The organism is Schleiferilactobacillus harbinensis DSM 16991 (assembly GCF_000425885.1).
GTDB lineage: Bacteria > Bacillota > Bacilli > Lactobacillales > Lactobacillaceae > Schleiferilactobacillus > Schleiferilactobacillus harbinensis.
Window position 1 is genome coordinate 21351 of the sequence record NZ_AUEH01000031.1, and the last position, 15283, is coordinate 36633.

A 15283-nucleotide genomic window follows, 5' to 3' on the forward strand; every position below is an offset into this window, starting at 1 on the left:
AATGTGAGGAAAGGTGGCAGTTATGCAATTACAAGTGGCAATTGATCGCTTGACACTAACCGACGCAACCGCGCTGGCGAAACAACTTGATGGTAAAACAGACATCATTGAAATGGGCACGTCCCTGGTGAAAAACTACGGCTACCAAGGTATCGTGGCGATGCGGACGGCCATTCAGCACAGTCAGTTGCTGGTGGATTTAAAAACCATTGACGAAGGCGCTTATGAATTCCACCAGGGCTTCAAGGCCGGCGCGGATATTCTGACCGTCATGGGCGCAGCGTCCGAAGCGACCCTGGCGGCGGTCTACGCGGTCACCCAGGAAACGGGCAAGACCATGATGATCGACTTGATGGAAACGTCTATTGAGAAGCAGCGGCAGATTGCCGGGTTCCCCCAGGCCATTTATTGTCTGCACCACAGTACAGATCGGCAGGATAAAATGGCGCCGGACAGCACAGTGGCTGCTTTCCATGAACAGTTCCCGGACTTGGCCCACTTAGCGATTGCCGGCGGAATCGATCAGACTGGTGCCGCCGCCCTGGCCGCCCAGAAGCTGACGGACATTGTGATTGTGGGATCGGCGATTACCAAATCCGCGGATCCTGTTGCTGCTGCAGAAGAAATGATGGAGGTCGTGCATAAATGACAACTGTTTTACCGGATATTATGAAAGAAATCAACACGGTCATGGCTTTAGTGGATGAAAAACAACTGGACCAAGCCATGCCGTACCTTACGAAAGATAAACGTATCTTTGTGATTGGGGCCGGCCGCTCCGGTTTCCAAGCCAAGGGCTTTGCCATGCGGCTGATGCACATCGGTTACACGGATTACGTGATGGGTGAAACCATTACGCCGTCGATTCAAAAGGGCGATACCTGGGTCGCCATTTCCGGCTCCGGTACCACCAAAGGTATCGTTGCCGACACAGAGGCTGCTAAGAAATTGGGCTTGCAGATCGTCGCGTTCACCAGCAACCCAGAGTCGCCATTGGCCAAATTAGCCGACGCCGTTGTGGTGGTGCCTGGTGCAACCAAGACCGGCAGCGGAGTTAAGTCGATTCAGTTGTTGTCGACACTGTTCGATCAAACCGTGCATATCACTCTGGATGCACTCTGCTTGAAGTTGGCGAAACGTGATGACACCAGCAACGCGGATGCGCTTCACGAGCACGTTAATGTGGAGTAGAATAAGTATCGAAAGAATTAATATATCAGTTTTCCTAAAGAAAAGGAGACTCACTCTTCATGCAAAAAGTTGATCGTCTGTTGCGCCTGCAAAAGGCAGGTATCGTCGCTGTCGTTCGGGGCAACAGCCCAGAGGAAGCCGAAAAGACCGCCGATGCGGTGATCGCCGGCGGCGTTACGGCCATTGAATTGACTTTCACCGTGCCCCATGCGGACAAGGTCATCGAGCATTTGACCGAAAAATATGCCAATGATGATGCTGTCGTGATCGGTGCTGGCACCGTCTTGGATCCCGCCACTGCTCGGGTGGCGATGATCGCCGGTGCTGAGTTCATCGTCAGCCCCAGCTTCAACGCTGAAACGGCAAAGATGTGCAACCTGTATGCGACGCCTTATACGCCGGGCTGCATGACGCCGACTGAGATGCAGAGCGCGTTGGAAGCCGGCGTGGACTTGGTGAAGCTGTTCCCTGGTGCAGTGATGAAGCCGGCCATGGTCAGTGCCGTCCTAGCACCGTTCCCGTACCTGAGCATTATGCCCACCGGCGGCGTCAACGTCGAGAATATGGCCGAGTGGTTCAAGGCTGGCGTTACCCTGGTTGGTGCTGGCAGCAACCTGACTGCTGGCGCCAAGACTGGCGATTATGCTGCCGTCACGGTCCAGGCCAAGAAGTACCAAGCCAAGTTAGCTGAAATTCGCGGTTAATCTGATTTTTCTAAAGAGCAGACGCTACTCATCACGAGTGGGGTCTGTTTTTTCTTCGGTCTGGGGTTGGCGAATTTCCTGCGTACTGAAATTGACCCAGACCAAGTTGACGAGGACGAGCAGACTCGTGCTGAGGAAGACGGCGGAGTAACTGAATGCCCCGGAGATGGTGGAGCCAATCAACGGACCCGCCACATTCCCCGTCGCCTGAAAAGATTGATTATAACTGAAAATTCGGCCGGCTGCGTAGTGCGGACTGTATTTGGCCAGCAGCGTCTGGACCTGGGGAATCAGTGCCGCATCGGCGATACCGACGAGGAAGCGGAGAAAGCCCAGCTGCCAGACATTGGTTACAAACGCTTGGGGAATATAGACCAGCACAGCAAAGGCCAAGCCAATCAGCAAAATTTTCTCCGTCCCGATCCGGTCGCCCAACCGGCCAAAACGCGGGGCCACGAGTAAGGTCGCTACCCCGGGCAGGGAGGCAATGATGCCCGAAATGAAGGCGATGCCGCCGTGGCCGCCCATCAGTTGGCGGACGTACAGACTGAGAATCGGGCTGATAGAGTTATTCGACGCTTGAATGAACATCGTCGTGACAAACATGCCGATGATCACATGGGGATACTTCAATTCATGGAAGACCCGCTTCATCGGCACGGCGTCCGCCCGTTTGATCGGGGTGAAGTGCTCGTGGACCATGAATAAGCTGAGGAAGAAAACGAGCAGCAGCAATCCGCCCGTGACAAAGAACGTGACCCGATAGCCCACCACTTCTGCAATGGCGCCGCCCACCAGCGGACCGAGCAAGGTGCCAGAGACGTTCCCTGTGGTGAGGGTGCCCAGCGCCTGACCGGACTGTTCCCGCGGGGCCGTGGTGGCGATCAAGGCGTTGGCGTTAGAAATATATCCCGCAAAGACACCCTGCAGCAGGCGCAGCAGCACCAGCTGGTAGACATTGGTCACCAGACCCATACAGGCGATGACGATGGCCATCCCTAAACTGGCCCGGAGCAGCATCAATTTCCGGCCGCGTTCATCGGCCAGCCGGCCCCAAATTGGGGAGACGACCGCCGTGACTAAAAAAGTCGCCGCAAAAGTCAAACCGCTCCAAAAGCTGAGTTCAGTCCGGTTAAAGTCCCCCAGTGTATCGATGTAGAGGGACATAAAGGGCATGATCAAAGAAAATCCGATCCCCGCCATGAAATTGCCGAACCAGAGGACCCGGAGATTGCGTTGCCATTCCGGTAGTTTGCCGCGCCGTTTTGCCATGTCTGTCGAATCCCTTCGTGAATGTATTACTATTCAGTTTAGCATAACGACGCGACGGCTTAGGGCAGGCAGTACCTTTTCCGGTCACAGACCGTCCGTGACGGTCCAAGTAATTGTTGTTTGATACGTATCCGGCGTGATGGTCTGGGCAGGCAGGTTGAGCTGAATCTTTGCAGGAGCCCAATTCAAACTAGCCGATCCATAGACGTTTGATTGGCCCAAGGTAAGGGTTTCGCTGGCATTATCGGTTAAGGCCAGCACGCCCCCAGCGGTCGTCACATTCTGAGCAGTACCGGTATCGGCAGCTGCGAAAACAAGCTGCGCGCCGGTGATCACAGCCTGGGTGGTGCGACCGGTCAAAGGCCCATTGGCCGCCACACTGACCTGCCAGGGACCAGAGGCAGCCGGCAGCCCAACACTTGGCCGATGATCAGTTAAAGTGGTTTGAACATTGCCCAGCGTCGGCAAACTCAGATCGTGGCTGGCCGCGCTGGCTGGATGCCGGCCAAAATCCAGATCTGTCGTGGTGAGGGAAAAGTAATGGTCACTGATTGGCCGATAGATGTACGCAATTTGTTGCGGTGCCAGCGCGCTGGTACCGGTCGTCGGTACCTGATAATAGAAAGTCGTTGGCGTATCCTGCGCGCTATGCCAAGTACTGCTGGTACCGCTGCCGGTGTATTCGTAATAGCCCAGATATTGATAGCCAACGGGCGCAGTAGGCTGGGGCGCGTTAGCGATGGCATTGCCCAGCAAGCCAGTTAATGTCCCTGGTGCAGTACCCGCGATGTCAGTCGTTGGATGGCCAGCCAGAATTGGATCCATGGTGGTGATTTGGGGATTTGTATCCGCGCTGGTGACATCCCAATAATGGAAAACGGCACTGGCTGCCGGTTGGGCACTGCCAAATTGCGGCACAAAGTTACCGGAGTCGATGTCCTTGGTCGTGTTGATGCTAAAGTTAGGCGGAGACGTCACTACTGAATTTGCTTTGGGCGCATCGAGGGTCGTGGGCACATAGAAGTAGGAACCATCGGTCCGGGCACCGGCGGCATTGATCACGTCAGGCGACTGATCGTATAGATAGCCATGCAAGGCCAACCGCATGCCGGTGCCAGCTGGCAGCTGGTCCGGATAAAGCGTGGCTGGCAGTTGACCGCTGTAAGTCAGGGCAAATGTGACAGTCCCTGTTGTGCCGCGTGCAATATCAGCAAATTGTACTGTCAACTGCTGACCGGTCTGGGTAACGCCAGGTCCGGCCGTTGCTTGCAGGAGTTGGGGCAGGGTGATCAGCGCGGTGGGTTTGATCCAATCCGCCGGGCCAATACTGGGATTGGCTAATTGCGTGGTGACATACACCGTACTTTTTGGTTGTACAGTGTAAGGCCCGCTGGTGCCGGCAGAGGTTGAAGTCCCACTGAAGCTTAATTTGGGGAGGGGAATATCGAACTTTGCGCTGGGACTCGCGTCGCTGGTGGATGCCGTCCGGCGGTACACGTAAGTAACGATCGTTAACGACTTGTAAGTTGCCGGATTGATGTCGAAATACCATTGATTGCCATCACTGCCGTAAGCATTGGCGTTAATGCGGCTGGTGACTTGCTGCCCGGCGGTATCATAGTGAGTCAATAAGAGATGGGATAAGACCCCCGTGAAATAATTGTTGTCCTTGGTGGGGGCCATACGGATCGGTGCTTTGGTCCGGTAGCTGCCCGATTGCGTGATGGTGGTGGGCAGAGCCAGCGAGGTACCATTCGTGGTCGCTTGGCGAACAACTAATGAGGGACTTTCGGGGGTGAAATAACCGCTTAACTTTTGGATGCTTTGCTCTGCCCAATAAGAACCGGTGGAACCCAGAATGGTGAACGCATAATAGTGTTTCTGGTTGATCAGGTTAATCTCCGCGCTCGTTAATGTCCTGGACCAAGTCATCGTACGTGTTGAGTTGTCAGGATCGGCGAGAATGATCGTCAACCGGTGCGTCGCTGCGGTATACATGATTTGCATGTTCTGCCACGCGCCGCCAAGGAGATTAACCGCATTGCCAGTCTGACCGGTTAATGGCGTCTGATCGGGTTGACCGTTTTGATTGGCATCAGCGGCGGTGGCGCTCATATAACCGGTCGCATCGGTTTGGGTAAATATACCGAAGGGACCCCATTGCGTCCCGGAAGGGAAAGCGAGTGCACTGATTTTCCGGCCATCAATCAGATCATCCCGCGTCGTATAAGCATCGACGGCTGCTTGCGGGGTGTGTTTCGGATCGCCATAAAACGTTCCAGCCATTGGTCCCTTGGGATAGCCTGGATTCGGCCAGGAATCAATTTTAAAGCCAAAGGCGTTCATAAAATCAGCGGTGCCCAAATTCCGCCACTCAAACCGATGGAGTGAATTTCCTGGGCTATTCCCTGTGTGCTGCCCATGGCTTTCACCTCATCCGCAGTGTAGGTGGGGTGCAGCGCAAATCCTACCCCGTCAGCAATTAGCGACGCGTTAGAATCTTTCTTCAGCCGCACTTGCCAGGAAAAGGAAAAATCGTGCTGCATATCAATGCGCATATTCAGCGTCACTGCCCCAAGTTCAAAGCCGTGATTATCGGTTAATTGGATTTGACTCCAATGGCCGGCACCATCTGTACTGATCTCCGTGTGTCCATGGGGACTGAAGAAATCTTGGGTTTGATCATTGCCGATGTAAACCCGATTAGGGTCAGCCGGATCAGCGGCTAATAAGCGTTGAACGAGTTGGTTGGTCTGGGCCAATTGTGCTGCGCCAGGCGAAATTGTCGCCGCGGCGGCAATCTTAACGCCCAATAGTGCTACTACAAAGAGCAGACCAATAGCGATTAAATAACGTAAAAACACCAAAAAACGATTGCTTCGAATCCAAGTGCACCCATGCTTCATAAACCAATCCCCCCATGTATATCCATGACTGTTGAGCTGGCGAATTCGTTTGACTCCCACGACAAAGAATTCATTGATTTATGCCGGCTTAACATACCAATCAGCTCTACGTGACAATCTTAACATTTTCTCGATAGGCTGGGTAGAAGTGTGCTTGGGGTATATCAGAAGGAAGAAAGTGGGAGGGTACGCACAATTGGGGAGACAGGCGATATTTTCCATTTGTGAAACGTAATACTGATATACAACTATTTTTATCGATAATAATTGAAACCACGTTTCTTACATGCTATGCTGAAATCGATTACAGATACGCAATTATTCAACGCTTTTGGAGGCGAAAATCATGAAGAAACACGTGCAGGGGATTTGGGCGGCCTTGCTCGGTTTGGCTTTGCTGCTGGTGGTTGTCAGCGGTTGTTCAACCACCAAACCCCAGGCGGCCAGTGTGGTGTCGCCCACCAGCAAAGTGGCCACCACCACAGTGTATTCAAAGGCACTGGGAATCGACTGGAACTATGACGTTTATTTGCCGGCGGGATACAATCCGACAGCTAAGAAACGGTATCCGGTCGTGTACATGATGCACGGTTTGTACGGGAATCATCGAAATTTGCTGGAGCGTTTTAATTCCCAACAGATGCTGGACGGAATTATTCACCGTACCCATCAGGGCGCGATCGTCGTCTTTATTGACGGATTCAACAGCTTCTATATCAATGCTAAGGACGGCATGAAAATGGAAGATGCCATCATGAATGACCTGATCCCGACCATTAACAAGACCTACAAGGTAAGCACCAAGCGGAGTGACCACGCCCTGGGCGGTATTTCCATGGGCGGTTACGGGGCTGCTCGATTGGCCTTGAAGTATCCCAATTATTTCTCCAAGGCCATCCTCGTTTCGCCGGCGGTTTGGTATAATCTGCCCGCTGATAATGTCTTCCGCAAGACACTGCACGCATTTACTGACGGCAAGACAAACTGGTCGGATAAAGTATACAATTCCGTATTTCCGACTGAATACCTGGATAGCGAGTCGGCGGATGTGCAGTTCTACGTGGAATCCACGAGTTCTGATACCACAGTGCCGATTAAGGATGTCCAGCGGTTTGTTAAAGCCGTGAAGGCCAACCACAATCCGGTTAAATTCGTGCAGGACAGCGGGGATAATCATAACTGGACGTACTGGACGAAAGCAATGCCCAAGGGGTACCAATGGGTGATCGACCAGTTCAAGGCTGGCAAGTAGAAAGTGGGTGAATAATCATGAAGAATGCAAAAAATGAAGAGACTGCCAAAGAAATTCTGGCCAACGTCGGCGGCAAGGATAATATTCAATCGAACGTCGCTTGTATGACCCGTTTACGCTTGGGGATCAAAGACAAAGGCAAGGTCAACATCAATGCCTTGAAGTCCATTGACGGGGTGTTGGCCGTCGTTGACGCCGATACGCTGCAAGTGGTTCTGGGCCCAGGTAAGGTCAACCAAGTGGCGGAACCGTTCGCGCTGCTCTCAGCCGTACCGCTGGGGTCCGAAGAAGAGGACGACGCCACCGTCGCCCAGGATACCAAAGCCTCTGAAGCGACCGATGTTAAGGATATCGCCAAGGTCAATAAGTCAGAAAACAAGGCAAAGCACGACAAGCCGTTGCAACGTGGCCTGCAGCACATCGCCAACGTCTTCATTCCATTACTGCCAGGGATTATCGCGGCTGGCTTGATTAACGGGTTGACCAACGTCATTGATTACCAGACCGGCTCGGCCTTTGTCAATGATTGGTGGTACATGACCATTAAGACTCTGGGCTGGGGCTTGTTCACTTTCTTACCGATCTTTGTCGGGATGAACGCGGCTCGAGAATTCCATGGCAGTCCAATTCTTGGCGGCCTCGGTGGGACACTGTGCTTAGGCGTTGTCGTCCCTGGATTTCCGCTGGGTTCCCAGGCCATTTCCATGCCATTGACTAATTCTCCCTATGTTGTCGGGGTGGGCGGGTTGCTCACCGCGCTATTCATGGGTATCTTCTTTGCCTGGTTGGAAAAAAACATTCGCCGGTGGATGCCCACTGTCTTAGACACCTTCTTCACGCCGCTGCTTACGGTGATCATCGGTTCTTTGATTGCCGTTGTTTTCCTGCAGCCGGTGGGCGGCTGGTTGACCAATGCCATCTACTTGGTCATGGACTTCGTTTATGGCAAGTTGAGCGTGTTTGGCGGGTTCATCCTATCATCCACGTTCCTGGGCCTGGTTTCTGTCGGCTTGCACCAAGCCTTGACGCCCATCCACGTCCTACTCAACGACCCCACCGGACCAACCCATGGGATCAATTATCTGCTGCCGATCCTGATGATGGCTGGCGGCGGGCAAGTTGGGGCTGGCTTTGCCCTGTACTTCAAGAGTAAGAATGCCCGGTTCCGAAAGATGGTCATGAGCTCGATTCCCGTTGCTATTCTGGGCATCGGCGAGCCTCTGATGTACGCGGTGACGCTGCCTTTGGGCCGGTCGTTCATCACGGCCTGTATCGGCGCCGGCTTTGGCGGGGTTGTCGCCTCCCTGTTCCATTTAGGCGCTGTTTCCCAGGGTGTCTCTGGTCTGTTTGGTCTGTTGATTATGCAACCGGGTCAGCAATTGAGCTATTTATTGGCGATGGCCGTGGCGTATCTGGGCGGCTTTATCGTGACCTGGTTCTTTGGCGTTGATGAAAGCCGGATCGATGAAATCTATCCAGAGAAGTAATTAAATTTAACAGTAATACGGCAATAAGGCAGCCATCCAATTTGCAGGATGGCTGCCTTATTGCCGTATTACCAAGTTAAGCCAAGTTCCAGATGCTGCCAATGACCTGTGCCTGCCCATCAGAACTGGTTACGAATGTTTGAGTTTGGTTAGCGGCCGGAAAAATTCGACTGGTGAAGACTGTTGCGCCGTCACCAATGAAAATTTCAATAGAGGATGTATCGACGAAGACGTGTACTCGGACGCGTTCCCCCAACGGCGTACGCCGTTGCCGGACCGTGCCCCACTGTTCCGCAAAGGAGAGGCCTGCCTGGCTGCGATCCAAAGTACACAGTTGCCGACCACGATCAAGGGTTAAGCGGGTATGGTGCTGATTTAGCACATCCGCTCGGAAATCTAAAGTAACTGTCTGAGTTGCGGCTAAGCTGACCGTCAAATCGAATTCTTGACTGACTTGACCGGTGTAGGGTAAAGCCACTGTACCGGGCCCGATTTGGTTCACGGTTTGCCGCTCACGACGCAGGCTGGTCAGTTCCCGAATTGGCTGTTGCACCAGCTGATTATGATGCACGGATAATTCCCTAGGAATAACTAAGCAACCTGAATAGTGATACTGTTCAGTTGGATAGTGGATTTCTGAAATGCCCATCCAGCCGCTGAGAATTCGCCGGCCATCTGGGGCCTGCATCGTTTGAGTCGCATAGAAATCAAAACCCGCATCCAATTCTTGAAAGGCCCCATGATGGAAGCCGCGGGTGGCGTAATTCAACGGCTCGCCAACGAAACAGCCATTTTGATAGACATTGTTGAAGAAATTGCCATCCGCGCTCAATCCTTGGGGACAGAAGAGGAGCACACCGTGACCATCAACTTCAAAGTAATCCGGGCATTCCCACATAAAACCGAAGTCAGGGGTGTCAGTTTGCACTTCGCCTAACAGCCGCCAAGCAGTTAAATCGGTCGACTGATAGAGTAAAGCAGTACCTGTCAGGTTCTCCCGCTGGGCGCCTAAAAGGGCATAGTAGTGATGACCATGGTGCCACAACTTAGGATCGCGGAAATGCGGCGTATAGCCTGCTGGCGAGCCTGTTAAATAAGGTAGCGCATTCTTTTTCACCTGGTTATTTGCGTTCATCCAGGCACCAATTTGATAGGGTACCCGCACCCAATTGCGGTTCCAGGTGTTACCAGTATACATCAGGAAGAGCCGGTCACCCACGGGCAGAGCGCTGCCGGAATACGTACCATGGCAATCGTAGGACGTATCACTTTCCATTCCCGGTCCCAAATCCTGCCAGTGGACTAAATCCGGCGATGCCAGGTGATACCAGCCATGCTGCCATAGTGCCGGTTGGTGAAAGGCCAGTGGCGACCATTGGTAGAACAGGTGATATTGGCCCGCAAAGAACGAAAAGCCATTGGGATCGCCGAGGGTACCGGAGGCCGGTTCAATATGGAAGTGCTGGCGAAACGGACTCGTTTGGGCCAGTCGTTTTTCGGCCTGCACGATTTGCGGATCGACATCGGCAATATGCGGTACCATGCGCTTGAATTCTTTCTCTCGATCGTTTTTTGTGAGCATGTTGATCACCTCCCCTTGTGCTGATTTAATTCAACCCTGCTTCGCTGGTTGCGGCCTTCGTTTGCAGTTTTTCCGTATCATCAGTCACTGCCGGTTTTTTCCCCATCACCCGGGCGACAATCATCGTCGCTACCAGACCAGCCGTTAGACCGATGATGTTGGCCAGTAAATAATTCAGATAGCCATTGTTCGCTGGTGATGCGATGGCAATACCGGGTAATGCTGTGGTGCCGAAGCTGATGGCCGTCAAGCGGGTGAGATAAACGAAGCCGCCGCCGATAGCGGCACCGATGCAGCCGCCAATCAATGGATACCGATTCTTGATATTGATCCCGAAAAGGGCTGGTTCAGAGATGCCGAACAGAATCGAGAAGAAGGCAGAAATGCCAACTTCCTTGGCCTTGCGGTTGTGCCGATTGAGGAACATATAGGCCAGTACGCCGCCGCCTTGACCCATCAGCGCCACACTGAATAGGGGATTCAGGAAGTCCGTCTTCGTGGTGGAAATAAGTTGGGCTTCAACGGCCCCAAACATATTGTGCAGCCCAGTAATGACAATCAGCTGCTGAACGCCGCCAAAAATCATGTACCCGAAGATGCCGAAGGCTTGCGACATCCAGACCAACGCATTGGTGATCCAGGTTGATAAGGTCATCCCAATAGGACCGACGACCAGGAAGAGGATAAAGCTGGAACAAAGAATTGTCAGCATGGGAGCGAGTACAAACTTGATGACCCCCGGCAGAATTTTTTGAAAATAATTGTCCAGTTTGGCCACGATCCAGCCCATGATCAACGCGACGATGATTTGGCCGCCAAAACTGAAGAGTGATACATGCCAGCCAAAGATGTTAGCGACCACCGCTTTGGCCGCGCCGGTGCTGACGTCACTCAGCGAGGGCAAACTGGCTGTCATCATGACCGTACCTAAGGCCAGGCCCATGATTGGCCGACCACCATAGCGCTTTGTGGCGGAATAAACCACGAGCAGCGGCAGCATGGCGAAGATACCGGAAGCTCCGAGATTGACGATTTGACTGACGCCGCTTAATCCAGGCACCGCTTGCACAATGGATTGGCTGCCAATGACTTTTTGGGTAAGCAGATTGTTTAAGCCAATCAAGATACCGCCGGCCAAGATGCCAGGTAAGATTTCGCCAAACACACCAGTTAAGTCGTCAATAAACTTAGAGAACCAGCTCTTGCCCTTTTCCGCGCTGGCGTCAACCGTATCTGAACCATCCGCTTGCGCCTGCATGTCGGGGATCCCCGTATAGGTAATGAACTCTTTTGTCACATCGTCCACCAAACCGGCGCCAATAATAATTTGCAACTGGTTGCGGTTGATGTTGACGCCTTTAGCCAGATCCAGGTCAGTAATCGCATCTTTATTGACCTTAGAGACATCTTTTAGGTTAATCCGTAACCGGGTAGCACAGTGGAATGCTTCCATCGCATTATCTTTGCCACCGATCGCGGCGACGACGCGGTCTGAAAAGGCGTCGTATTGTTGTTTTTTATCAGCCATCGTAATGGTCTCCTTTCGGTGATTACAGTATTGAATAATTGCAGCTTCCTTACTCGATTCATTTATAGTATCGTATAATGTAAGCGGTTCGACAATGGCAAAATGTTGCAGCCAATGGGGGCAATGTTGTGCAAGGAGGCAGTGTGTTGGTTCAATTTTACGCATTCAATAATCCAATGGAAAATCCATATTTGTATCTGTCATCCGGCGGGGTCGATCCGACCAAACCGTTACATCAGTATGGGCCGGCTGCCCGCTCCGGGTACATGATTCACTACATTCAGGCGGGCCACGGGACGTTTACCAGCAATCATAGGGATTACCATCTTGGCCCTGGCGACATGTTTTTCTGCGAACCGGGCCGCCCGGTGAACATGTTGGCCGATTCTCATGATCCATGGGTCGTCTACTGGATTCGGTTTACCGGGAAATTAGTGGAACGGTTGGCGGAAACCTTCAACCTCTCTTACCGTGCACCGGTTTTCAACGTTCAGCAGGCAGCACCCATTCGTGACCAGTTGTTGGATATTATTGCATTCTCCCAAGAACCAACTGGCGATCCGCTGCATTATGCCGCTAAGCTGCTGGACTTGATCGGCAATTTGCGCCGGTTGTTTCCAGTGAATCAGAGTGAGGAACGAGCACCCGGCCAAGTGTTGGTGGATCAGGGGACTCAGTATATGCGGAATAATTTTGACACCCCCATCAGTGTCGCCGATGTCGCCGACTATTTAGCCATTGACCGGACTTACTTATTCCGGTTATTCAAAGATAATGTCGGGATGAGTCCCAAAGCCTATTTGACCGACTACCGAATGCACGCCGCTCAAGAAATGCTGGCGCAGACGATGACCCCGATCAAAGTGATCGCCCGTTCCTGCGGTTACCGGGATGAATCTCAATTTTCGAAGGCTTTTCAACAGCGCATCGGTCAGTCACCAATAGCGTATCGCCGGGCCAATAAATTGCGGTAGACGTGTATAATGGGAAAGAATGGAAAACTTGGAAGAGGTGCGACGATGCAACAATTTAAACTGCTGGCCTTTGACCTTGACCACACGTTATTAAAAGAAGACGGGACATTGGCAGAACCAACGATTCAAGTGCTCAAGACGCTTCATGAATCAGGAATCAAAATCGTTCTGTGTTCCGGTCGGCCGGTGCCGGGCTTGACCCACTTGAATGCGCAACTCGGTTTGACTCAGCCTGGTGATTACTCAGTTTACTTCAATGGCGGCTTAGTCAAAGAAAATGCCACTGGCGAGACGATTTTCAGCCAGACTATGCCGGAACCGGTCGTCCAGGATGTGATTCGTGTTGGGGATCAGTTCCAAGTGCCGATCGATCTGGTCTCCGCCAACGCCGTCTATGCCATCACGGATCACGGCGAGTCGCGGTATCCGCTGGTGGCGCCCCATGGTATGCCGTTCATGTTTTATCCCAGCAATGAGTTACCGGCGGATCATGCGCCGGTTTATAAATGTGCGGTCGCCGCGCAGCCGACGGTGGTCGATCAGTTGCAGAACGGCGTTCACGTCGATGGCGTCAGTGTTACCCGGTCCCGCCGCGAGCTGCTGGAACTGATGCCTGCCGGTATTAATAAGCGCGTGGGGTTGGAACACCTGATTAAGCATCTCGGGTATGGGGTTGAAAACCTGATGGTCTTTGGCGATGAAGAAAACGATCGGGAAATGATGCTGTTTGCGGGGTTGAGTATTGCCGTGGGCAATGCGATTCCGGCAATCAAGTCGATTGCCGATCGGGTGACAGACACCAATGAAGAAAATGGTGTGGCTAACTTTTTGAAAAAGTATTTTTATTTGTAATAACGACGGTAGCCATCTTGAAAGAGATGGTTTTTTTTGATTTAGCCAGATCAAGCAGTATTCTGGGTGATGGAAATGTGTGATGAATTCTGCATGTTCCTGGGCGATTATTCCCGCATTCTGCTGACGGTTCGCCATGGCGGTGTTAAACTCTTCTGCTAGCGGCTCGTTGCATGTATCCTGGAAAAGACGAGAGTTTAAAATCCAGCGTCCTCTTCACGCTGGACCGGTATGTGGGCCACGATATGTTCGTTTTGGATACAAAATAACTTTTTTGTCTTTGCAGAAAGGATGTGCCGCATGGAAATTATCACATTGAATTTGTCTACCGCAATGAGCACCTCGGCCACGTTAACCGGGTATATTCAGACGCCCAGTGAGGAGATTCCTGGGAAAACGCAGCGGCCAGTAATCCTGATTGCGCCTGGCGGCGGCTATACAATGGTGTCTGATCGGGAGGCTGAACCGGTCGCGTTAGCATACGCCAGTCGGGGATTTCAGGCCTTTGTGCTGCGCTACTCGGTGCTGCCGGCAATGTGGCCGGCGCCGTTATTGGAAGCCGCTGAAGCGGTACATCAGATTAGGGCCCATGCTGCGGACTGGTATTTGGCGCCAGATCAAGTGGCGATGCTGGGATTTTCTGCTGGGGGACATTTGGCCGCGGCACTCAGTACATTGGCCGCAGCACCTTTCTTAGCGGATCAGGGGTATCAAGCGGCGGATATTCGGCCGAACGCGCTGCTGTTGGGTTATGCCGTCGTTTCTCTGAAAGCGACGGTCACCAGTAAAAGCCGGTCTGCCGGTCGGCTGGCGGCCGGCCTGCAGAATCCGGAAATGGCCCAATTGCCGTTGCTGAAAGAGGCCGCAGAGCTGCCGCAGCAAGTGACGGCAGCGACCCCGCCGACATTTCTTTGGGCGACGGCAACGGACGAGACGGTGCCAGTTAAGAATAGTTTGGTGTTTGCTGAAGCGTTGGCGGCGGCCCACGTCCCATTTGCGCTTCATGTATTCCCCCAGGGAGAACATGGGTTGTCGTTGGCTAACAGCCTGACGGAAGGACAGCAAGGGCACACCGTGGAGCCAACGGTGACGCCTTGGTTGGGGTTGAGCGCACAGTGGCTGCAGCTTACTTTCCCTGGTGCTGGTATTGTTGTGTAGAATACAGAATAGTCAAAGCGGCCCTCATCCGAAAGAGATGAGTGAAGTGCCCCATAATTGTTAGACAGATACTCTAACGATTGTGGGGCATTTTTATGACCAAATATTCAAGTGAGTTCAAGGTACAGGTTGTACAAGAGTATCTTTCTGGACGGGTTTCCTATCCAACCCTTTGCGCTAAATACAGTATCCCGTCAATGACCCCAATCCGGAGGTGGGTTAAGCAGGCTCAAGCTAATGGACTGGAGTCGCTTCAACGTAAACGTACCAAAGTCGCTTATTCATTGGAACAGAAACTGTCTGTGGTAGACTATTACCAAACTAGTGGTGAAGGTGTGGCATCGGTGGCTGCTCACTTTGGGATCAATGCCTCGCAG

Annotated in this window: 14 protein-coding genes; 9 read left to right on the top strand and 5 right to left on the bottom strand. The window is 52.6% G+C overall.

Annotated features, from left to right (window positions below; genetic code table 11):
- Positions 1-22: 22 nt before the first annotated feature.
- The 3 genes from H627_RS0110095 to H627_RS0110105 are packed head-to-tail and all read left to right on the top strand — an operon-like array spanning position 23 to position 1895.
- Complete coding sequence (locus H627_RS0110095) at positions 23-649, top strand: orotidine 5'-phosphate decarboxylase / HUMPS family protein (RefSeq protein ID WP_027828860.1); 627 nt, start codon at positions 23-25, stop codon at positions 647-649.
- Positions 646-1191, top strand: a complete 546-nt coding sequence (hxlB, locus tag H627_RS0110100; RefSeq protein ID WP_027828861.1) for a 6-phospho-3-hexuloisomerase — start codon at positions 646-648, stop codon at positions 1189-1191. Before H627_RS0110095 ends, hxlB begins: the two co-directional genes overlap by 4 nt.
- Before the next feature lie 59 nt (positions 1192-1250).
- Positions 1251-1895 (top strand): bifunctional 4-hydroxy-2-oxoglutarate aldolase/2-dehydro-3-deoxy-phosphogluconate aldolase, encoded by a 645-nt coding sequence (locus H627_RS0110105; protein WP_027828862.1) that lies wholly within the window; start codon positions 1251-1253, stop codon positions 1893-1895.
- Positions 1896-1919: 24 nt separating this feature from the next.
- Here H627_RS0110105 and H627_RS0110110 read toward each other — a convergent pair whose 3' ends face one another.
- The 3 genes from H627_RS0110110 to H627_RS17895 all read right to left on the bottom strand — a co-directional run bounded on the left by H627_RS0110110 (position 1920) and on the right by H627_RS17895 (position 6073).
- Entirely contained in the window at positions 1920-3167 is a 1248-nt protein-coding gene (locus H627_RS0110110) for a multidrug efflux MFS transporter (RefSeq protein WP_027828863.1), read from the bottom strand.
- A gap of 84 nt (positions 3168-3251) precedes the next feature.
- Entirely contained in the window at positions 3252-5531 is a 2280-nt protein-coding gene (locus tag H627_RS0110115) for a lectin-like domain-containing protein (protein ID WP_027828864.1), read from the bottom strand.
- The gene (locus H627_RS17895) at positions 5510-6073 is read right to left on the bottom strand and encodes a lectin-like domain-containing protein (protein ID WP_035440633.1); all 564 of its coding nucleotides are present in this window, start codon (positions 6071-6073) and stop codon (positions 5510-5512) included. The genes H627_RS0110115 and H627_RS17895 overlap by 22 nt, the downstream gene beginning before the upstream one ends.
- A 346-nt stretch (positions 6074-6419) precedes the next feature.
- On the opposite strand from H627_RS17895, the gene H627_RS0110125 reads away from it, so the two are divergent.
- Both H627_RS0110125 and H627_RS0110130 read left to right on the top strand, forming a co-directional pair.
- Positions 6420-7325 (top strand): alpha/beta hydrolase, encoded by a 906-nt coding sequence (locus H627_RS0110125; protein ID WP_027828865.1) that lies wholly within the window; start codon positions 6420-6422, stop codon positions 7323-7325.
- A 17-nt stretch (positions 7326-7342) separates the two neighbouring features.
- Positions 7343-8812 carry a PTS transporter subunit EIIC gene (locus H627_RS0110130; RefSeq protein WP_027828866.1) on the top strand — a complete coding sequence of 490 codons (1470 nt, stop codon included), beginning with the start codon at positions 7343-7345 and terminating at the stop codon, positions 8810-8812.
- A 76-nt stretch (positions 8813-8888) separates the two neighbouring features.
- On the opposite strand, the gene H627_RS0110135 is transcribed toward H627_RS0110130, so the two are convergent.
- Together H627_RS0110135 and H627_RS0110140 are read right to left on the bottom strand one after the other, a co-directional pair.
- On the bottom strand, positions 8889-10394 hold the full coding sequence (locus tag H627_RS0110135) for a glycoside hydrolase family 32 protein (protein WP_035440637.1): 1506 nt from the start codon (positions 10392-10394) through the stop codon (positions 8889-8891).
- Between the two features lie 25 nt (positions 10395-10419).
- Positions 10420-11922, bottom strand: a complete 1503-nt coding sequence (locus H627_RS0110140) for a PTS transporter subunit EIIC (protein WP_027828868.1) — start codon at positions 11920-11922, stop codon at positions 10420-10422.
- 146 nt (positions 11923-12068) lie between these two features.
- Between H627_RS0110140 and H627_RS0110145 the strand changes: the two genes are divergently transcribed.
- The 4 genes from H627_RS0110145 to H627_RS19760 form a co-directional block, all read left to right on the top strand.
- Positions 12069-12896: a helix-turn-helix transcriptional regulator gene (locus H627_RS0110145; RefSeq protein WP_027828869.1), complete on the top strand. Its 828-nt coding sequence runs from the start codon at positions 12069-12071 to the stop codon at positions 12894-12896.
- 45 nt (positions 12897-12941) lie between these two features.
- On the top strand, positions 12942-13748 hold the full coding sequence (locus H627_RS0110150; RefSeq protein ID WP_027828870.1) for a Cof-type HAD-IIB family hydrolase: 807 nt from the start codon (positions 12942-12944) through the stop codon (positions 13746-13748).
- Between the two features lie 300 nt (positions 13749-14048).
- Positions 14049-14906 (top strand): alpha/beta hydrolase, encoded by an 858-nt coding sequence (locus H627_RS0110155; RefSeq protein WP_027828871.1) that lies wholly within the window; start codon positions 14049-14051, stop codon positions 14904-14906.
- A 95-nt stretch (positions 14907-15001) separates the two neighbouring features.
- On the top strand, positions 15002-15283 hold a 282-nt coding region (locus H627_RS19760), incomplete at its 3' end, for a helix-turn-helix domain-containing protein (protein ID WP_155827915.1).

Coding starts and splice junctions, on each gene's coding strand:
- H627_RS0110150 (WP_027828870.1), top strand. CDS start 12,942: ATGCAACAATTTAAACTGCTGGCCTTTGACCTTGACCACACGTTATTA.
- H627_RS0110130 (WP_027828866.1), top strand. CDS start 7,343: ATGAAGAATGCAAAAAATGAAGAGACTGCCAAAGAAATTCTGGCCAAC.
- hxlB (WP_027828861.1), top strand. CDS start 646: ATGACAACTGTTTTACCGGATATTATGAAAGAAATCAACACGGTCATG.
- H627_RS0110110 (WP_027828863.1), bottom strand. CDS start 3,167: ATGGCAAAACGGCGCGGCAAACTACCGGAATGGCAACGCAATCTCCGG.
- H627_RS17895 (WP_035440633.1), bottom strand. CDS start 6,073: ATGAAGCATGGGTGCACTTGGATTCGAAGCAATCGTTTTTTGGTGTTT.
- H627_RS0110135 (WP_035440637.1), bottom strand. CDS start 10,394: ATGCTCACAAAAAACGATCGAGAGAAAGAATTCAAGCGCATGGTACCG.
- H627_RS0110140 (WP_027828868.1), bottom strand. CDS start 11,922: ATGGCTGATAAAAAACAACAATACGACGCCTTTTCAGACCGCGTCGTC.
- H627_RS0110125 (WP_027828865.1), top strand. CDS start 6,420: ATGAAGAAACACGTGCAGGGGATTTGGGCGGCCTTGCTCGGTTTGGCT.
- H627_RS0110095 (WP_027828860.1), top strand. CDS start 23: ATGCAATTACAAGTGGCAATTGATCGCTTGACACTAACCGACGCAACC.
- H627_RS0110105 (WP_027828862.1), top strand. CDS start 1,251: ATGCAAAAAGTTGATCGTCTGTTGCGCCTGCAAAAGGCAGGTATCGTC.
- H627_RS0110155 (WP_027828871.1), top strand. CDS start 14,049: ATGGAAATTATCACATTGAATTTGTCTACCGCAATGAGCACCTCGGCC.